Source organism: Streptomyces sp. NPDC092369, assembly GCF_044755245.1.
Classification (GTDB): domain Bacteria; phylum Actinomycetota; class Actinomycetes; order Streptomycetales; family Streptomycetaceae; genus Streptomyces.
The window spans coordinates 259,808-279,613 of record NZ_JBIVQP010000005.1 but is presented as its reverse complement, the minus strand read 5'-3'; the positions used below and the strand labels follow the sequence as shown (position 1 = coordinate 279,613).

13 protein-coding genes are annotated in these 19,806 nt (G+C 68.2%); 3 read left to right on the top strand and 10 right to left on the bottom strand.

Features of this window, described 5'->3' with window-relative positions:
• Positions 1-18 precede the first annotated feature (18 nt).
• From ACIQI8_RS29575 to ACIQI8_RS29565, 3 genes are all read right to left on the bottom strand, one after another.
• Positions 19-1,737: a serine/threonine protein kinase gene (locus ACIQI8_RS29575; RefSeq protein WP_402356688.1), complete on the bottom strand. Its 1,719-nt coding sequence runs from the start codon at positions 1,735-1,737 to the stop codon at positions 19-21.
• A gap of 138 nt (positions 1,738-1,875) precedes the next feature.
• A complete protein-coding gene (gene murJ / locus ACIQI8_RS29570; protein ID WP_402356685.1) occupies positions 1,876-4,137 on the bottom strand; it encodes a murein biosynthesis integral membrane protein MurJ in 2,262 nt (753 codons plus the stop codon).
• A gap of 45 nt (positions 4,138-4,182) precedes the next feature.
• The gene (locus ACIQI8_RS29565) at positions 4,183-6,549 is read right to left on the bottom strand and encodes a DUF6049 family protein (protein ID WP_402356682.1); all 2,367 of its coding nucleotides are present in this window, start codon (positions 6,547-6,549) and stop codon (positions 4,183-4,185) included.
• Between the two features lie 232 nt (positions 6,550-6,781).
• Here ACIQI8_RS29565 and ACIQI8_RS29560 point away from each other — a divergent pair, with 232 nt between their 5' ends.
• Positions 6,782-8,224 carry a CCA tRNA nucleotidyltransferase gene (locus tag ACIQI8_RS29560; RefSeq protein WP_402356679.1) on the top strand — a complete coding sequence of 481 codons (1,443 nt, stop codon included), beginning with the start codon at positions 6,782-6,784 and terminating at the stop codon, positions 8,222-8,224.
• A 161-nt stretch (positions 8,225-8,385) separates the two neighbouring features.
• Here ACIQI8_RS29560 and ACIQI8_RS29555 read toward each other — a convergent pair whose 3' ends face one another.
• The 4 genes from ACIQI8_RS29555 to ACIQI8_RS29540 all read right to left on the bottom strand — a co-directional run bounded on the left by ACIQI8_RS29555 (position 8,386) and on the right by ACIQI8_RS29540 (position 12,191).
• On the bottom strand, positions 8,386-8,898 hold the full coding sequence (locus ACIQI8_RS29555) for a hypothetical protein (RefSeq protein ID WP_402356676.1): 513 nt from the start codon (positions 8,896-8,898) through the stop codon (positions 8,386-8,388).
• 123 nt (positions 8,899-9,021) lie between these two features.
• Positions 9,022-10,284 carry an MFS transporter gene (locus ACIQI8_RS29550; protein WP_402356673.1) on the bottom strand — a complete coding sequence of 421 codons (1,263 nt, stop codon included), beginning with the start codon at positions 10,282-10,284 and terminating at the stop codon, positions 9,022-9,024.
• Between the two features lie 99 nt (positions 10,285-10,383).
• On the bottom strand, positions 10,384-11,466 hold the full coding sequence (locus ACIQI8_RS29545) for an inositol-3-phosphate synthase (RefSeq protein ID WP_402356670.1): 1,083 nt from the start codon (positions 11,464-11,466) through the stop codon (positions 10,384-10,386).
• A 44-nt stretch (positions 11,467-11,510) separates the two neighbouring features.
• Positions 11,511-12,191 carry a PadR family transcriptional regulator gene (locus ACIQI8_RS29540; RefSeq protein ID WP_402356667.1) on the bottom strand — a complete coding sequence of 227 codons (681 nt, stop codon included), beginning with the start codon at positions 12,189-12,191 and terminating at the stop codon, positions 11,511-11,513.
• Between the two features lie 352 nt (positions 12,192-12,543).
• Between ACIQI8_RS29540 and ACIQI8_RS29535 the strand changes: the two genes are divergently transcribed.
• On the top strand, positions 12,544-15,207 hold the full coding sequence (locus ACIQI8_RS29535; protein WP_402356664.1) for a transglycosylase domain-containing protein: 2,664 nt from the start codon (positions 12,544-12,546) through the stop codon (positions 15,205-15,207).
• 130 nt (positions 15,208-15,337) lie between these two features.
• Complete coding sequence (locus tag ACIQI8_RS29530) at positions 15,338-16,846, top strand: glycosyltransferase family 87 protein (RefSeq protein ID WP_402356661.1); 1,509 nt, start codon at positions 15,338-15,340, stop codon at positions 16,844-16,846.
• A gap of 109 nt (positions 16,847-16,955) precedes the next feature.
• Here ACIQI8_RS29530 and ACIQI8_RS29525 read toward each other — a convergent pair whose 3' ends face one another.
• The 3 genes from ACIQI8_RS29525 to ACIQI8_RS29515 all read right to left on the bottom strand — a co-directional run bounded on the left by ACIQI8_RS29525 (position 16,956) and on the right by ACIQI8_RS29515 (position 19,671).
• On the bottom strand, positions 16,956-17,987 hold the full coding sequence (locus ACIQI8_RS29525) for an alanine racemase (RefSeq protein WP_402356658.1): 1,032 nt from the start codon (positions 17,985-17,987) through the stop codon (positions 16,956-16,958).
• A gap of 65 nt (positions 17,988-18,052) precedes the next feature.
• On the bottom strand, positions 18,053-19,174 hold the full coding sequence (gene femX / locus ACIQI8_RS29520; protein ID WP_402356655.1) for a peptidoglycan bridge formation glycyltransferase FemX: 1,122 nt from the start codon (positions 19,172-19,174) through the stop codon (positions 18,053-18,055).
• 179 nt (positions 19,175-19,353) lie between these two features.
• Entirely contained in the window at positions 19,354-19,671 is a 318-nt protein-coding gene (locus tag ACIQI8_RS29515) for a hypothetical protein (protein ID WP_402356652.1), read from the bottom strand.
• Between the last annotated feature and the right edge of the window lie 135 nt (positions 19,672-19,806).

Sequence of the window (19,806 nt, the reverse complement as noted above, 5' to 3'; positions counted from 1 at the left end):
TCCGCCTTCGGTGAGACGTCAGCTTGTGAACTTCACGTCGGTGATGGCCTGCTTGTAGCCGGCGCCGCTGTACTGGTCCTTGCCCGAGTACGGCAGCGCGGTCAGCCAGACCAGAACGTATCGGGTCTTCACCGCCTTCTTGGCGGAGATCTTCAAATCCTTGCCCGACGTGGTCGTCTCGCCGATCTTCGTCATGGAACTGAGCGGGGCGGACGAGGACAGGGAGTCGGTGGCGTACAGGGCACCGGTGGTGTGGTTGCCGCCGTAGTTGAGGCCTATCGAAGCGGCCGACACCCCCTTCTCGGAACCGAGGTCATAGACGATGCCGACCCCTTGCTTGAAAGGAGCGAGCTTCGGCCCACCGTTGAACGAGTACGTCCGCCAGTACGTCGAGGCGTCCCCGTCGTAGCTGAGTCCGACATCGCCCGGGTGCTGCGCCTTGCCGTCGGGGTAGTACTCGGCGGCACCGTGGATGGTGAGCGGCGCCGCCGGCTTGGCCTGGTCGCCGGTCTTGTCGTTGCCGTCCGTCGTCTGGGTCTGGTTCGTGTCGTCGGACTTGTTGCCCTTGTCCATGAGTGCGTCCGCCAATTGCCAGCTGCCGAGGCCGAGGGCAGCGATCAGGAGGGCCGAGACGGCCCACTTGAGGGCCTTGCCGGTGCGGCTCTCCAAGGGAGCCGGAGGCGAGGGCATCTGCTGGGTGGCGCCGGGGTGTGGCGCGGGGCGGCCGTACGAGCCCTGCTGGTACGTCGTGCGCTGGTACTCCGGCGGAGCTGTGAACGCGGGCTCCGGCGGCCGGATGCGGGGCATCTCGCCGACGGCCTTGACCAGTTCCTCCGGCGTCGTGCACGGCGCTTCGTGACGGGACGCGGTCGCCCCGTCGTTGGCGAGCGCCCGCATGGAGAGCTCGGACAGGCCTCGGTGGACATGGGCGCGCACCTGGTCGGGCGCGATCAGACCGACGTCCTTGGGCAGGCCGGCCAGACCGTAGGCGTCGTCCTCGTACGGCCAGCGCTGTGTGAGCGCCGCGTACAGGAGGGCGCCTACGGACTCCGTGTCGGTGCGCTGCGGGGTCTCGGACGTGATGCCGCGCAGTGCGGCGTTCACGGCGAGGCCGCGGATACGCCACTGACCGCTGGAGGTACGCAGCACGGCGTTCGGGTTCAGCCGCAGATGCGCCAGGCCCTCACGGTGCGCGGCGGCCATCGCCGAGGCGACCTGACTGACCATCTGATACGCGTCGTGCGGCTCCAACGGGCCGGGGGCGAGCAGCGATGTCAGTTCGACCGCGTCGGGCAGCCACTCGTGGACGACGTAGACGAGATCGTCCTCCTCGACGGCGTCGAGGACCTGGACGAAGCGCGGGTCGCCCAGCAGCGCCGACGAGCGGGCCGCGGCCAGGACCGAACGTGCCCGCGCATGATCCGCGGGCAGGAGGTGGACACCGACGGCGCGACGCAGCTTCTCGTCCACGGCGCGCCAACTGCTGAATCCGTCCAGACGGGTGACGCACTCTTCGAGGCGATACCGCTTGGCGAGCTTGTGACCGCTGTGCAGCTCGGGCGGTGAGGCCTTCTCGGGACTCTCGGTCCCGCCACTCCCCTGTGCCTCGTCGTTCTCCGTGTCCCGCTCCCGGTTCTGGGCCTCGCCGTCGGCCGTGGACTGGTCCGCCTCGGCGGTCAGCGGCTCATTGCCGCTGTTGTCTGCCACGTCGACGGCAGCCGTGCTCCGTTCCGCCACCGTCGTCCCTGCCTCCCCACTCATCGCGCGCCGACCGACTTCCGTGCGCGCCGTCCGACGCCGAACCCAATTGTGCCCACAGTCCGCCGCTATGCACGACACACGGTGGCGGGCGATGGTTGTGCGCCTACCCCCACCTCAGCGACCCAGACGTCCGCGGACCATGCCTACCAGCGAGTTCAGTTCCTCGATCCGCATGCGCCGGGCCGCGACGAAGAAGATCCCGAGCAGGACCGCCCCGCCGGCCAGCAGTGCGGCGAAGGACCCGACGACGCCCTGGCCGAGCGTGTGACCGATCTCGTAGCAGACCACGCCGCTGAGCAGCGCCGCAGGTACGGAGGCGATGCACAGCCGCGCGTACGTGCGCAGGACTCGGTTGCCGTCCAGGTCGCCGTCGAGCCGCTTGCGCAGCCGGTTCCAGGCGACCCCGACGCCGATGGCGTAGGCGAGACCGTACGAGGCGGCCATGCCGACCACGGCCCAGCGGGCCGGCAGGAGGTAGTAACAGAGCACCGAGGCCCCGGCGTTGACCGCGGCGACGATGACCGTGTTGTAGAAGGGCGTCCGGGTGTCCTCGTAGGCGTAGAAGGCGCGCAGGACGACGTACTGCACCGAGTACGGGATCAGGCCGAGGGCGAAGGCCATCAGCATGAAGCCCATGTTGGTGGCCTCGCTGGTGCCCGAGGAGCCGAAGATCAGCGTGCACATCGGGATGCCGAGGGCGAGGAGACCGAAGGCGATGGGCACGATCGCCACGGCCGTGGTGCGCAGCCCCTGAGAGATGTCGTCGCGTACGGCCCCGCTGTCGCCCTCCGCGGCCGAGCGCGAGATGCGCGGCAGCAGGGCGGCCATCAGGGAGACGGTGATGATGGCTTGCGGCAGGCCCCAGATCAGCTGGGCGTTGGCGTAGGCGGCGAAGCCGGTGCCGTCGACGGGCGAGGACTTGCCGGCCGAGGTGGACAACTGGGTGACGACGAGCGCGCCGGCCTGGTTGGCGAGTACGAAGAGGACGGTCCACTTGGCGAGCGTCGCCGCCTTGCCGAGCCCATGGCCCTTCCAGTCGAACCGCAACCGCATCCGGAACCCGGTCTCCCGCAGATACGGGATCATCGCGAGCGCCTGGACGACGAGGCCGAGCAACACACCGACGCCGAGGAGCCGCTGGGCCTCCGGCGGGATGTTCGTGACCTTCATGCCGGAGTTCGCGGAGGTGCCGTACACCCAGATGAACATGCCGAGCGTCACGATGATGACGATGTTGTTCAGGACCGGGGTCCACATCATCGCGCCGAACTTGCCGCGTGCGTTGAGGATCTGACCCATCACGACGTGGATGCCCATGAAGAAGATCGAGGGCAGGAAGTAGCGGACGAAGGTGACGCCGACCTCGTTGGCCGCCGGGTCGCTGGCGACGGAGTCCGACAACAGACGGATCAGGTACGGCGCGGCAAGGATCGCGAGCGCGGTGAGCGCGCCCAGCGCCACCATGACAAGGGTCAGCAGCCGGTTGGCGAACGCCTCGCCGCCGTCCTCGTCCTCCTTCATGGCCCGTACGAGTTGGGGCACGAAGACGGAGTTGAGGCCGCCGCCGACCGTCAGGATGTAGATCATCGTCGGCAGCTGGTAGGCGACCTGGAAGGTGTCGCCGAGCAGACCGACGCCCAGCGCCGAGACGATCAGCGCGGAGCGGACGAAGCCGGTGAGGCGGGAGACCATCGTGCCCGCGGCCATGACGGCGCTGGACTTCAGCAGACCCGTGGCCTTGCCACCGGCCTTCTTCGCGGCCGGAGCAGCGGGCGCGGCAGGCGCGGCGGCGAGGTTCATGGTCTGGTCGTCCACGAGCGGTGGAGTCTGGTACGCGGGCGCCGGTCCGGGCCCGCCGGGAGCTGCCATCGGACCCGGAACCGACGGGGGACCCGGCGCGGGGAAGCTGCTGCCCTGTTCCTGGTCCCGGAAGAGGTGCGCGAACGCGTCCGGCTCGTGGCGTTCCTCGCCGGCCTGGGTGACCAGGTCGTCGACACCGACGTACTGGGTGGTCCGGGGATCGTCGCCGTAGGGCAGGTACTGGGTCGCTCCGTCCGGCTCGGGCGCCGGGGTCTGGGCCCACACACGAGGGTCGGGGGCGTACGGCGACTGGGGCGGCCGGCCGTAGAGAGGCTGCTGAGGCTGGTTCATGCCCGGGGGCGGCGGGGGATGCGCGGCGCGGTCGTAGAGCGCCTCGGCGACCGGGTCCTGGGCGGCGAGGTCCTGCGCCCGGTAGGGGTCCTGGTCGTAGGCGTCCTGGAGGTACATGTCGGCGGGGGGCTGCGGCGGTACCTGGCCGTGCTCGGGCGGCGGGTCCTCGGGGTGACCCGCGCTGCCCGCGCCCTGGCCGCGGTCACCGTCGTACGGCGCGTTCATGGCTTACCCCACCTCATCGTCCCGGGCCCACCGGCCACGACATCCTCAACGGTCCACTCTCTCACCCGTGCCGGACGGGTCGGCGCTTTCCGCTGCGGTGTCCGGTGTCGGGTCACTCGGCTGCTCCGGGTCGTCTGCCCGGGTGTCGGTGCCGGGCTCCTTCTTGAGACGGTCCGAAGGGTCCTCGGGGTTCTCCGGACCGTCGGTGGGATCCCCCGCCTCGTCCGGGCCGTCCTCCTGGGCCTCGCGGGCGGCCGCCCGCTTGCGCTGGGTGTACATCCGGAAACCGGCGAGGACGAGCAGGAGGAAGCCGCCGCCGATGACCAGCATCACGGTGGCCGTGAACTCGGTGACCTTGACGTCGAACGTGACCGCGGTGCCGTACGGCTGACCATCCTGCGTGTACAGCTGGGCGATCACCGTCGCCTGGCCGTTGGCCTTGGCCGAGGTGGTGAACTTCACCGTCTGACTGTGGCCGCCGGACACCGCGATGGGCTGCTCGTAGTAGTCGTGGCCGCCGATCTGCAGACGTGTCGGGCTCGTCGAGGTCAGCCGCAGCACCAGATGGTCCACGCCCTGCACCAGGTTGTTCTGCACGGTCACGGGGATCGTGGCGCTGCGTCCGGACAGCTTGGTGTCGGACTTGTCGATCAGTCTCACCTGGCCGGTGATGTCGTCGAGGTATGACTCCACACCGGCGCGGAAGCTCGCGGCGGCACTCGCCCGGCCCCGCCACGACGTCGACATCTCGCGGTTCATGGCCCGCCCGAAGGGGGTCACCACACGGGACTGGTCGGTGAGGACCACCTTGAAGCTGTCGAGACCGGTCTGCGTCCGCGCGATCTGCTCGAAGGCCCACCGCGGCAGCTCCTGCTTGCGCAGGGCGGAGGGGTACGCGGACGCCGACGGCACCCTCGTCGTGGCGCCGGGGTCGGGCTTTGCCTTCGCGGCCGCCGTGAGGCCCTGGGACTCGGACCAGTTGCCGCCCTGCAGAGCCGCCAGCGCAGTTGCCATTGCCTGGGCCTGACGGGCCGACGGCATGCGCTGCGGGGCGACGACGATGCTGCGCTGGTCGTCCGTCTGGAGGTTGAGCGACAGGCTCTGCGCGAGGAACGCCTGCACGGCGAGCGTGGCGCCGGAGGCCTTCGTCAGGTCGCCCTGGAACGCCGTGGACAGCCGGGCGTCCGCGACCACCGCCGTCGTGCCGCCGCCGATCGGGCGGGCCGCGGAGGGCGTGTAGGACAGGCCGCCGGTCTCCTCCAGGCTGTCGCTGCGCGCGATCACCTTGTCTGCCCCCGCGGAGGTGGCGACCTTGACGATCGACGGGTCGACGGCGCCGTCCACGGGCCACGCGAAGTCGGTGCTCGGCGTCACGTGCAGGATCGTCTCCACCGTGGTCGCGGCGACGTCGGTCGCCTCGTTGAGGTGGTTCAGCGAACCGGTGACGCTCGTGCCGTTGTGGGCGAGTGAGGCCAGGTCGGGGTCGGCGAAGGGAAGCGCCACGACGTCCTTCTCCGCCACCGCGCTCTGCAGCTCGTCGAGGAACTGCTTGGCCACCGCCTGATGGGTGCCGGCCGTGGTGGTGGTGCCGTCGGCGGATCGGATCCGGTAGCTGCCCGTCATGGCGTCGATCGAGGCCAGCAGGTCCGGATCGATCACCCAGGTGACATCGAGGTCCTTGCCCAGGGACAGCATCTGCTCCAGGCGACCGCCGGCGGAGATCTCCTTGGCGAGGTCGTCGTTGAGGAAGACCGGCGTCTGCTGCTCGTTCGATCCCGTCTCCACCGTCATGTGCACGGTCGAGATCAGCGGCCACAGAAACGTGGTCTTCGTCTTCGTGTCGGCCTCTTCGGGCTGCCACGGCAGGAAGGTCCGCCGGATGCCGAGGACGTGGTCCCAGGGTTGCGCGGAGGTCTCGCCGGACAGGGAGACGGCGAACGGGTAGACGCCGTCGTCGCCGAGGTCCAGCTTGTCGACGGGTACGGAGATGCTGAAGTGCTCGGCGACGCCGGGAGTGAGCTTGGAGAACTTCGCGACGTACTTGCCGCCGACCTCGGAGCCTGGCGCCGCCAGCGTGTCGGTGCTGTTCTTGGCGGCGTCCTGGATGGCCGACCGCGTGGTCAGCGGCGATCCGAGTTGAAGCCCCACATGCGCGCCGGAGACCGCCTGCTTGCCGGTGTTGGTCACCGTGCCGGTCACGGTGACGGTGTCGCCGTCCGTGGGGGCGCTGGGGGTGAGTGAATCCAGGGCCACGGACACCGAGCCCGCATCGGCCGCCTCAGCGGGCGCGGCGGCGGGCATCTGGAACAGGCCGGCCAGCAGAGGCGCACCGGCGAGCAGTGCTCCGGTGCGCCGCAGCCACCGGCGGGCAGGTGAGGGACTCGTCCCCGGGAAGTCTGCCGCCTCGGCCACGCGTTCGCCCGTCCCTCGTCGTCGTCAGTGGTCGTCGGAATGTGCGTCCACGCATGGTAACGATGCGCGCGGAGGGGAAGTGCCGCGGACTGGTCCACAAGATCGGCAGACTGGGCCAGGTGTCCTGTATATGCGGGTATGCAGTACCGGCCGCCGCGCATGTCCCGCGGAGCTCTTTGTGGACATTTAATGGAGACGCCCGCGGTCGCCGGGCCACGTACCCTCTTCTGTTGTGCCGAACGCCAACGAAGACACCCCCAGCGCCCTCAGCCAGGTGCCGCACCGCGCGGCGAGTGAATCGCTCCGGGTCGCCCCTGTCGCCGAGGACCTCGCCCGCCGCTTCCAGGAGGCCGGGTTCTCACTCGCCCTCGTCGGCGGCCCGGTCCGGGACGCGTTGCTCGGCCGGCTCAGCAACGACCTCGACTTCACGACCGACGCCCGCCCCGAGGATGTCCTCAAGATCGTCCGCCCGTGGGCGGACGCCGTCTGGGAGGTCGGCATCGCCTTCGGCACGGTCGGGGTTCAGAAGGACGGCCACCAGCTGGAGGTGACCACCTATCGGGCGGAGGCGTACGACCGGACCTCCCGCAAGCCCGAGGTGTCCTACGGCGACTCCATCGAGGAGGATCTCGTCCGGCGGGACTTCACCGTCAACGCGATGGCCCTCGCTCTCCCCGAGCGGAAGTTCATCGACCCGCACGGTGGGCTCGACGACCTCGCGGCACGGATCCTGCGGACCCCGGGCACTCCCGAGGCGTCCTTCTCCGACGACCCGCTGCGCATGATGCGTGCGGCCCGCTTCGCCGCCCAGCTCGACTTCGAGGTGGCTCCCGAAGTCGTCGCTGCCATGAAGGACATGGCCGGGCGGATCGAGATCGTCTCGGCGGAGCGGGTACGGGACGAGCTGAACAAGCTCATCCTGTCCGCGCACCCCCGCAAGGGACTGACCCTGCTCGTCGACTCCGGCATCGCCGACCACGTCCTGCCCGAGCTGCCCGCACTGCGCCTGGAGCGCGACGAGCACCACCGGCACAAGGACGTCTACGACCACACCCTGATCGTCCTGGAGCAGGCGATCGCCCTGGAGGACAACGGTCCCGACCTGACCCTCCGGCTCGCCGCGCTGTTGCACGACATCGGCAAGCCGCGCACGCGCCGCTTCGAGGACGACGGTCGGGTCTCGTTCCACCACCACGAGGTGGTCGGGGCGAAGATGACGAAGAAGCGTATGACGGCGCTCAAGTACTCCAACGAGCTGGTGAAGGACGTCTCACGTCTGGTCGAACTCCACCTGCGCTTCCACGGATACGGCACCGGCGAGTGGACGGACTCGGCGGTCCGCCGCTATGTCCGTGACGCGGGCCCGCTCCTCGACCGCCTCCACAAGCTGACCCGCTCGGACTGCACGACGCGGAACAAGCGGAGGGCGGCGGCGCTCTCGCGGGCGTACGACGGTCTGGAGGAGCGGATCGCTCAGCTGCAGGAGCAGGAGGAGCTGGACTCGATCCGTCCGGACCTCGACGGCAACCAGATCATGGAGATCCTCGGGGTCGGCCCCGGCCCGGCCGTCGGTCGCGCCTACAAGCAAATGCTGGAACTCCGTCTGGAGAACGGGCCGATGGGGCAGGACGCCGCGGTGGCCGCGCTCAAGGAGTGGTGGGCCAAGCAGGACTGAGGACGCGGCAGGGGGTCATGTTTCACGTGAAACATGACCCCCCGACGACGGCGACAGACGTCGGTGCGTCGGACGCGCCAAGTGGACGGGGCACGAGAAGGGGCGATGTTTCACGTGAAACATCGCCCCTTCTGGGTCTGGCGCGCCCTTACTTGTCCTTCTTACTTGTCCTTGAGGCAGAGCAGGAAGTCACTGCCGTCGCCGGACTCCGTGTACGAGTACTGGAAGTCCTTCGCCTGCTCCTCGCACTTGCTCTCCGCGGTCGCGGCCGAGTAGTTGCCCTTGATCTTGGCCAGCACGACGTACTGGGCCTTCGCGTCACTGCATCCGACGACCTCGAGGTCCGGGTCGCTGTCGTTCGTGCTGCCGCGGTGCATGCAGTCGCCGACCTTCGCCGTGTCGGCGTCGTCCCGACTGGTTATGTAGCCGCCGATGGCGACGCCCGCGACGATCAGAACGATGACGATGTTCTTGATCGTCTTGAAGCTGAGCTTGCGGCCCTGCTGCGGCGGGACCGGGGCGAACGGAGCGGCTCCCTGAGGGGGGAACCCGGGCTGGCCAGGCTGCTGCGGGTAGCCGGGCTGCGGCGGGTAAGGAGCCTGGCCCTGGGGCTGGCCGGCAGGCTGCTGAGCCTGCGCGAACGGGTTCTGGCCCTGGGGCGGCGGAGTTGTCACTTGGGGGTCCCCCTCAAACATGGATGCGTGTCTCGCGTAAGACGCGAGTAAGACGGACGTAAATTACCGGCCGCCACTGACATCTCTGTAGCCCCATCTGACTCTGTTTCTTTGATGTGACACTTACTGGCGTTCAAAGCGGGCCATAGCCACAGCAATTGCCCCGTAGACAACGGCGATCGTGAGCACGAGCGTCACTGAGCGGCCGTCAGGCGGCAGCACCAGGGCGGCCACCGCCGCCGCTCCGACGAAGGCGATGTTGAAGAGGACGTCGTACACGGAGAAGACCCGCCCCCGGAATCCGTCCTCCACCGAGGACTGCACGATCGTGTCCGTCGCGATCTTCGCGCCCTGCGTGGTGAGGCCCAGGACGAACGCCGCCACAAGCATCGGGGCGGTGGCGAACGGGAGGCCCAGGGTGGGTTCCAGGACCGCGGCGGCTCCGGCGCAGACGGCGATCCAGAGACCGGGTCCGAGACGTCCCGCCGCCCAGGGCGTCAGGACGGCCGCCACGAAGAAGCCCGCGCCGGAAATGCCCAACGCGAGCCCCAGCAGGGCGAGTCCGTCGTCCGTGGTCGAGGAGAAGGCGTAGCGGCAGAGCATCAGCACCATGACCAGCAGCGCGCCGTAGCAGAACCGCATCAGCGTCATCGCCAGGAGCGCCCAGGCGGCCTCCCGGCGCGGTGGTGCGGCGAGATGCCGTACGGCCGCCGCGAGGTCGCGAGCGGTGCCCGAGAGGGCCGTCGTCAGGCGCTTCCGCACCAACTCGCGGTCAGGGCCCAGCAGTTCGGGCGCGAGACGCAGCGACGCGAGCGCCGCGCACAGGTACAGAGCGGCGCCCAGGAGCACCACCGCCGCGTCGGAGTCCGAGACCACCAGCCGTACGACGAAGGCGAGACCGCCGCCCGCGGTCGCGGCGAGCGTTCCTGCGGTCGGGGAAAGGGAGTTGGCCATCACGAGACGCTCGGTGTCCACCACACGTGGCAGCGCCGCGGAGAGCCCCGCGAGCACGAAGCGGTTGACGGCGGTGACACACAGGGCGGAGACGTAGAAGAGCCAGTCCGGGACATGACCGAGGATCAGGACGGCTGTGGCCGTCGCCATGAGGGCGCGCAGCAGGTTGCCGTAGAGGAAGACCTGGCGGCGGCGCCAGCGGTCCAGGAGGACGCCGGCGAAGGGGCCCACGAGGGAGTACGGGAGCAGCAGGACCGCCATGGCGGAGGCGATCGCAGTGGCGGAGGTCTGTTTCTCCGGGGAGAAGACGACGTACGAGGCGAGTGCGACCTGGAAGACGCCGTCGGCGCCCTGGGAGAGCAGGCGTACGGCGAGCAGGCGCCGGAAGTTCCCGAGGCGCAGGAGAGCGCGCAGGTCCCGGACGACAGCCATGGGCACAGCCTCACATACGGGGAGGGTCCCCGGGTCGGTGACCCGGGGGACCCTCTCAGCCCTGGCAGGAGCGTTCTCAGTGCTGCGCGCCGGTGGTGCTCAGCGCTCGACCTCGCCCTTGATGAACTTCTCGACGTTGGCGTAGGCCTCGTCGTCGAAGTACTGCACGGGCGGGGACTTCATGAAGTAGCTCGACGCCGACAGGATCGGGCCGCCGATGCCGCGGTCCTTGGCGATCTTCGCGGCGCGCAGGGCGTCGATGATGACACCCGCGGAGTTCGGGGAGTCCCAGACCTCGAGCTTGTACTCCAGGTTCAGCGGGACGTCGCCGAACGCGCGGCCCTCGAGGCGGACGTAGGCCCACTTGCGGTCGTCGAGCCAGGCCACGTAGTCCGAGGGACCGATGTGGACGTTCTTCGCACCCATGTCGCGGTCGGGGATCTGCGAGGTGACGGCCTGCGTCTTCGAGATCTTCTTGGACTCCAGGCGGTCGCGCTCCAGCATGTTCTTGAAGTCCATGTTGCCGCCGACGTTGAGCTGCATGGTGCGCTCAAGACGGACACCGCGGTCCTCGAACAGCTTCGCCATCACACGGTGCGTGATGGTGGCGCCGACCTGCGACTTGATGTCATCGCCGACGATCGGGACACCGGCCTCGGTGAACTTGTCGGCCCACTCCTTGGTGCCGGCGATGAAGACCGGAAGGGCGTTGACGAAGGCGACCTTGGCGTCGATGGCGCACTGGGCGTAGAACTTCGCCGCGTCCTCGGAGCCGACGGGCAGGTAGCAGATGAGGACGTCGACCTGCTTGTCCCTGAGGATCTGGACGACATCGACCGGCGCCTCGGCGGACTCCTCGATGGTCTCTCGGTAGTACTTGCCGAGACCGTCGAGGGTGTGACCGCGCTGGACCGTGACGCCCTTGTTCGGGACGTCGCAGATCTTGATGGTGTTGTTCTCGCTGGCACCGATGGCGTCCGAGAGGTCGAGGCCGACCTTCTTCGCGTCGACATCGAAGGCGGCGACGAACTCGACGTCACCCACGTGGTAGTCGCCGAACTGGACATGCATCAGACCGGGCACCTTGGACGCCGGGTCGGCGTCCTTGTAGTACTCGACTCCCTGGACCAGCGACGCGGCGCAGTTGCCCACGCCGACGATGGCTACGCGCACCGAACCCATTCCGGTTGCTCCCTGTGTGTACGAGTGAGGCCCTGGCAGGGGTCTCACGTGGTGGTGTCGCCGGGCGTATCCGGACCGGGGGTGTCCCCGGTCCGGGGCAGGACGCCCGGCGCTCCCTCTGTGGTGTCGTGAGCGGGGTCTCCGTGGGCGGGACCCTTCAGGGTCCGGCCCGCCCGCTCACTTTCGATGAGCTCGTTCAGCCAGCGCACTTCGCGCTCCACGGACTCCATCCCGTGGCGCTGGAGCTCAAGCGTGTAGTCGTCGAGGCGCTCTCGCGTGCGGGACAGGGAGGCGCCCATCTTCTCCAGGCGCTCCTCCAGCCGGCTGCGACGGCCCTCCAGTACGCGCATCCGTACGTCCCGGGACGTCTGCCCGAAGAAAGCGAAACGGGCGGCGAAGGTCTCGTCCTCGTACGCGTCAGGGCCGGTCTGCGAGAGCAGTTCCTCGAAGTGTTCCTTACCTTCCGCCGTCAACCGATAGACGATCTTGGCGCGACGCCCTGCGAGTGGAGCTGCCAGGGCGTCCTCGGGGGCGTTCCCCGGTTCCTCGATCAACCAGCCGTTCGCGACCAGCGTCTTGAGGCAGGGGTAGAGCGTCCCGTAGCTGAAGGCCCGGAACACGCCCAGCGACGTATTGAGTCGTTTGCGCAGCTCATAGCCGTGCATCGGGGACTCGCGCAACAGGCCGAGGACGGCGAACTCGAGGATCCCGGCACGCCGGCTCATCCGCTCGCCTCCTCGTCTTATGTCGCTCCGATGTATCGACTCGATACATCATGACGATAGAACGGCCTTCCGGATGCGACAAGTGGGGGGAGGGTGAACGGGATCACATCACTTATTCACCCGAGGCAAGTTGCCTGATTTGGGGTGAACTTCGGGGCTAGGCAGGTTTTGACGGTGCGTAGTCTGTGCGCCATGGACACCACCGGGAACCGAGTGACGCGAGGGGGCGTCATCGTGCTCGGTGCAGTACGGATGAATGCGGGGTCGACCACATCCGTACTTCGGGGGGACCGGAAACCAGCCGCCGTTTCCAGGCGCGCACGGGTGCGCCTGCCCGAGGAGTAGTCGTTCGATGAGCGAGCACCGTCGCAAACCGCCGCAGCCGCAGGGAGGCGGACGTGCCGAATCCCGACGCGGCCAGTCCGGCTCGTCCTCCGGCCGCCGTGCGGCACCGCGAGGCGCCACCGGATCTCCTGCCGACGCGTACGGGTCTGATTCATACGGTTCGGGAGGCGAGGAGCCGTCCTACGGCGGCCGCGCCGAGGCCCGCCGCGCGGCACAGAGAAGTGGGGGCGGTCGCCGCAGGGCGCCCGAACCAGGCCGAAGCCCCGGTGGCCCGAACGGACCCGGGCGCGGCAGGGGCCGCGCCGTACCCGCCAAGAAGAGGCTGATCGACTATCCGCGCGCGGGCAAGTACGGCGCCGCACGCTGGGTGCCGTCGTGGAAGCTCGTGGCCGGCATGTTCATCGGCTTCTTCGGCAGCCTGGTCGCGGTCGCGGGCGTCGCCTACGCCCTCGTCGGCGTCCCCGACGTGGCCAAGACCGCCGAGGCGCAGAACAACGTCTACTACTGGGCCGACGGCAGCGAGATGGTCGCGACGGGAGGTGAGACCAACCGTCAGATCGTCAACCTCTCGCAGATCCCCGAAGCGATGCGGTACGCCGTCATCTCGCAGGAGAACAAGACCTTCTACACCGACAGCGGCATCGACCCCAAGGGCATCGCCCGCGCCGTGCTCAACATGGCCAGGGGCGGTGAGACGCAGGGTGGCTCCACCATCACTCAGCAGTACGTGAAGAACGCGATGCTGAACGACCAGTCGCAGACGATCTCCCGGAAGTTCAAGGAGATCTTCGTCTCGATCAAGGTGGGCACCACGGTCAAGAAGGACGAGATCATGGCCGGCTACCTGAATTCCGCGTACTACGGGCGCAGCGCCTACGGGATCCAGGCGGCCGCCCGCGCGTACTTCAACAAGGACGCCGTCGATCTCAACCCGGGCGAGTGCGCCTTCCTTTCGGCGATGCTGAAGGGTGCCACGTACTACGACCCGGCCGGTGCGACGTCCATCGACTTGGCCGCCACTTCCGAGGCCAACAGCAAGCGGGCCCTGGTCCAGATGCAGGACACCCTGAACAAGATGGTCGAGTACGGCCACCTGGATGCCACGGAGCGGCAGAAGTACACCACGTTGCCCAAGGTGCAGAACCCGCGGTCGAACGCCGCGCTCAGCGGGCAGGTCGGTTACCTCGTCGACCTTTCCAAGGCGTACCTGATCAACAACACGAACATCACCGCCGACGATCTGCAGACGGGCGGTTACTCGATCTACACGACCTTCGACAAGAAGAAGGTCAAGGAGCTCGAGGACTCCGTCAAGAAGGTCCAGAAGGCCAACATCAAGCCCAAGGAACGCCCGGAGACGGACACGCACGTCCAGTTCGGCGGCGCCTCCGTGGACCCGGATACCGGCGCCATCAAGGCCATCTACGGTGGCGAGGACGCGACCAAGCACTTCACCAACAACGCGGATGTGACGGGTGCCCAGGTCGGTTCGACCTTCAAGCCGTTCGTTCTCGCGGCGGCGATGAAGTGGGGCGTGCGCGACAAGAGCCTCGGCGCGGAGCAGGCGCAGGACGAACGCACCCAGGTGTCCCCGAAGAGCCTGTTCAGCGGTAAGAACAAGCTCAAGATCAAGGACTACGACGGGACCGTCTGGAAGAACGAGAAGGGCCAGGAGTGGCTGCAGACCAATGACGGCAACGAGTCGTACGGCAGTCCGCCCAACTACGACATCGACCTCCGCGAGGCGATGCGTGAGTCGGTGAACTCCGCCTTCGTGCAGCTCGGCATGGATGTCGGCCTGGACAAGGTCAAGGAGGCGGCCATCGACGCCGGTCTGAAGTCGGACAGCCTCGCCGGCACCAGCTTCCCGTCCTTCTCCATCGGTATCTCCGACCCGAGCGCGATCCGCATGGCGGGTGCGTACGGCACCTTCGCCGCCAGCGGTGAGCAGCGTGACCCGTTCTCCGTCCAGAAGGTCACCAGCAAGGACGGCACGGTCTACACCCACAAGGACAAGCCCAAGCAGGTGTTCACCCGGGCGGTCGCCGACAACGTCACCGACGTGCTGAAGACGGTGGTCGACAAGGGCACGGGCACCAACGCCAAGCTGGACGACCGGGAGGTGGCCGGCAAGACCGGTACCACCGACGGCAACAAGTCCGCCTGGTTCGTGGGCTACACGCCGCAGCTGTCCACGTCGATCACGATGTTCCGGTACGACGACGACGAGACCAAGAAGAACCGCACCTTCCTGGAGATGTACGGAACGGGTGGCCAGAAGAAGATCCACGGCGCCTCGTTCCCGTCCGAGATCTGGCACGACTACATGGAGCAGGCGATGAAGGGCGAGAAGGTGATCGACTTCCCGACACCCGAGCCCATCGGTGAGATCGTCAACGAGGAGCCGAGCCCGACGCCCACTCCGACGCCCAGCGAGACCGAGGAAGCCACTCCGACCCCGACGCCGACACCGACGGAGACGGTCGAGAGTCCAACACCCACGGTCAGTGAGTCCTGCCAGTTCGACTTCCAGTGCGGGGACAACGGCGGGACCGACGACGGCGGCACGGACGGTGGCTCGTCCTCCACACCGTCGGCCACCGAGTCGACAGGCACAGGCACCAGCAGAGGCGAGGACAACGGAGGCATCTTCGGAGGTCCGAACGGCTAGGTGCCAAAACGCCCAGCGCGGGTGTTTCACGTGAAACATGCATATGTTTCACGTGAAACAGGGGCCGTCACATCCACCGGATGTGGCGGCCCTCGGCGTATTGCCAGACTCGTACGGCAGGATGTGCGGCATGCCCAGCGCAGAATCGACGCAAGCGAGCGAGCACGAGTCAGACACGGTGCGGCCCACCAAGGAGGACGAGGTCGCCCGGTCCGGCAGTGAGCTGATCGGCGGTCCCCTCGGGCGGCGTGCCCTGCTCGGGACGTCCTGGTGGACTCCCGTCCGGGTCGTCGCACTCGTGGCGATCGGCATGTTCGCCCTCGGCCTGATCCAGAAGGCCCCCTGCTACAACGGCGCCTGGTTCTTCGGCGCCAGTTCCCAGTACACGAAGGCGTGCTACTCGGACATCCCGCACCTGTACCAGGGACGTGGTTTCGCCGACGGTCTCGTGCCGTACTTCGACAAGCTCTCCGGCGACATGCCGTACCTCGAATACCCGGTGCTGACCGGCGTGTTCATGGAGGTGGCCTCCTGGCTGACGCCGGGCAGCGGCACCATCCAGGATCAGGAACAGTGGTACTGGATGGTCAACGCCGGGATGCTGATGGTGTGCGCCGCCGTCATCGCCGTCTGCGTGGCCCGTACGCACAGGCGGCGGCCCTGGGACGGTCTGTTGGTCGCCCTGGCGCCCGCGTTCGCGCTGACTGCCACCATCAACTGGGACCTCCTGGCGGTCGCTCTGACGGCTGCGGCGATGCTGATGTGGTCCCGAGGCCGTTCACTCGCCTTCGGCGTCCTCCTGGGGCTCGCCACGGCCGCCAAGCTGTATCCCGTCTTTCTCCTGGGCCCGCTGTTCCTGCTGTGCTGGCGCGCCGGCAAGTGGCGGGACTTCGGCAAGGCGTTCGGCGGGGCGGCCGTGGCCTGGCTCGTCGTGAACCTGCCGGTGATGTACTTCGCGTGGGACGGCTGGGCGCAGTTCTACCGGTTCAGCCAGGAACGGGGCGTGGACTTCGGGTCCTTCTGGCTGATCATCGCCCAGAACTCGTCCGACCCGCTCAGCACCGACACCGTCAACACCCTTGCCACGCTGCTGGTGTTGCTGTCCTGCGTGGGCATCGCGGCCCTCACCCTGACCGCCCCGCGCCGGCCGCGCTTCGCCCAGCTGGCGTTCCTGATCGTCGCGGCGTTCATTCTCACCAACAAGGTCTACTCGCCGCAGTACGTGCTGTGGCTGGTGCCGTTGGCGGTCCTGGCGCGCCCCAAGTGGCGGGACTTCCTGATCTGGCAGGCCTGTGAGGTCGCGTACTTCCTGGGCATCTGGATGTACCTCGCGTACACGACCAGCGGGGATGCCCACAAGGGTTTGCCTCAGGACGGCTACCACTGGGCCATCGCCGTGCACCTGCTGGGGACGCTGTACTTCTGCGGCATGGTGGTGCGCGACATCCTGATGCCCGAGCGGGACCCCGTACGCAGGTCCGGGGACGACGACCCCTCAGGGGGCGTCCTCGACGGCGCGGAGGACGTCTTCGTCCTCGGCCCGGCGGCCCATCCACCGCGGCACGCCGGCTACTTCGAGGGTCCGCAGGTGGAGTGGGGAAGCGACGGAACGGCGTCTTCCACAGGCCGTTCGCTCTGAGCGAACAACCAGTCCGAGCGAGCAAGCAGAAGGCCGGGTACGGAGTTTCCGTACCCGGCCTTTCGCGTGCCGGAGGTCCAGCCCGTGCGAGTGGCAGAGACAGCCGGCCTCAGCGGTCGACGATCCGGTCGAACTGCGTTGTGGTGTGCCGCAGATGGGCCACCAGCTCGTCGCCGACCGTGGGCTCCGCCGCCTCAGACGGCACGAACAGGATCGAGACCTGCATGTGCGGCGGCTCGGCGAACCAGCGCTGCTTGGCGTCCCAGACGAACGGAGAAAGGTTCCGGTTGACCGTGGCCAGGCCGGCCCGGGCGACGCCCTTGGCGCGCGGCATGACGCCGTGCAGGGCCTTGGGGGCCTCCAGGCCCACCCCGTGCGACGTACCCCCCGCCACGACCACCAGGAAGCCGTCCGAGGCCGCCTTCTGCTGCCGGTAGCCGAACCGGTCGCCCTTGGTGACGCGGGTGACGTCCAGGACGGCTCCGCGGTACTCGGTGGCCTCGTGGTCGCCCAGCCACAGCCGCGTGCCGATACGGGCGCGGAAGCGGGTCTGCGGGAACTGCTGCTGCAGTCGGGCGAGGTCCTCGGCCTTGAGGTGGCTGACGAACATCGTGTGCAGCGGCAGCCGGGCCGCACGCAGCCGGTCCATCCAGCCGATGACCTCCTCGACGGCGTCCGAGCCGTCGGTGCGGTCCAGCGGCAGATGGATGGCGAAGCCTTCCAGGCGGACGTTCTCTATGGCCTGGTGCAGCAGCGGCAGGTCCTGCTCGCTGATGCCGTGCCGCTTCATCGAGGACATCACCTCGATGACCACCCGGGCTCCCACGAGGCCGTACACGCCGTCCACCGACGACACCGAGCGGATCACCCGGTCGGGCAGCGGGACGGGCTCCTCGCCGCGCCGGTAGGGCGTCAGCACCAGCAGGTCACCGCCGAACCAGTCCTTGATCCGCGCGGCCTCGTACGTCGTACCGACGGCGAGGACGTCCGAGTCCAGACGCGTGGCCTCCTCGGCCAGCCGTTCGTGTCCGAAGCCGTAGCCGTTGCCCTTGCAGACCGGGACGAGCCCCGGGAACTGCTCCTGCACGTGCTTGTGATGCGCCCGCCAGCGCGCGGTGTCGACGTAGAGGGTGAGCGCCATGGCCGGACCTGGAACCTTTCTGGTGTCTGCGGTGTATCAGAGGTATGGAATCACTGAACGTGACGTCAGCGGCGCGACATGTAGATGTCGAGGGCCTTGTGGAGCAGTTTGTTCAGCGGGAAGTCCCACTCGCCCAGGTATTCGGCGGCCTGTCCGCCCGTGCCCACCTTGAACTGGATCAGACCGAAGAGGTGGTCGGTCTCGTCCAGCGAGTCCGAGATGCCCCGCAGGTCGTAGACGGTGGCACCGAGCGCGTACGCGTCGCGCAGCATCCGCCACTGCATCGCGTTCGAGGGCCGGACCTCACGCCCGATGTTGTCGGAGGCGCCGTAGGAGTACCAGACGTGCCCGCCGACGATCAGCATCGTCGCCGCCGACAGGTTCACGCCCTCGTGCCGCGCGAAGTACAGCCGCATGCGGTTGGGGTCCTCGGAGTTGAGGGCCGTCCACATGCGCTGGAAGTAGGAGAGCGGGCGGGGCCTGAAGTGGTCGCGCACGGCCGTGATCTCGTACAGCCGCTGCCATTCCTCGAGGTCGTGGTAGCCGCCCTGGACGACCTCGACACCGGCCTTCTCGGCCTTCTTGATGTTGCGGCGCCACAGCTGGTTGAAGTTCTTGTGGACCTCTTCCAACGACCGGTTGGCGAGCGGCACTTGGTACACGTAGCGAGGCTGTACGTCGCCGAAGCCGGCGCCCCCGTCCTCGCCCTGCTGCCAGCCCATCCGACGGAGTTTGTCGGCGACCTCGAAGGCGCGCGGCTCGATGAAGTCGGCCTCGATGTCGCGCAGTCGCTTCACGTCCGGGTTCTGGATGCCCGCCTTGATGGAGGTGGCCTCCCAGCGCCGGATGATGACCGGCGGGCCCATCTTCACCGAGAAGGCGCCCTGGTGCTTGAGGTGCGCGAGCATCGGCTCGAGCCACTCGGTGAGGTTCGGCGCGTACCAGTTGATGACCGGCCCCTCGGGGAGATAGGCCAGGTAGCGCTTGATCTTGGGCAGCTGCCGGTAGAGGACGAGGCCCGCACCGACCAGCTCGCCGGTGCGGTCGTCGAACCAGCCGAGGCTCTCGGAGCGCCACTCCGCCTTGACGTCAGCCCATGCAGGGACCTGCATGTGGCTCGCCGAGGGCAGGGTCTGGATGTACGCCAGATGCTGCTCGCGGCTGATCGTCCTCAGGGTCAGGCTCATTCGGGGCGCTCCTCGGGCTGGTGTGTCCCCATGGGTACAGGGGCTCCGGCTCTCGCGCCGAAGCCTACTGCGCCTTGCGAGCGCCCCGACTGGGCGTACGGAACCTGCGCCCCGGCCTGTGGCCCGCCGAGCCGTTCCGTGGTGCTTTGTACGGTGTCAGGGAGCGGGCTCCCTCGGCATCAGCCGCCGATGACCCCGCCGAAGAGGCCGCCGTGCGCCATGCCGAGGAAGAAGCCGACCCCCGCGGCGCCGAGACCCAGGATGAGTCCGAAGCGTTCGCGTGTCGTCTCCGAGATCCACTGGCCGTACGCGCCGGTGGCGAGGCCGATCAGGCCGGCCCAGGAGCTGAGCAGATGCAGGTTGTGGAACATCGACGAGACGAAAGCCGTGATGCCGAGCACCAGGGTCACCGCGAGCAAGGTGTCCTGGAGCGGGTGGGACTTGCCGTCCGTGGCGAAAAGGCCGCCGACGGTATTGGGTCGCAATGCCTGTGCCATAGGGCACCTCCTGCGGAAGACGGCGCACGGTAGCGCCATACACACCCGATGTGTACAGACTGACGGTCCCCCGGGCCGGATTTCAACCGGAAGCCGGTGTGCGGGTAGTCTGTACCGTCTGCACGGTGTCTGCCC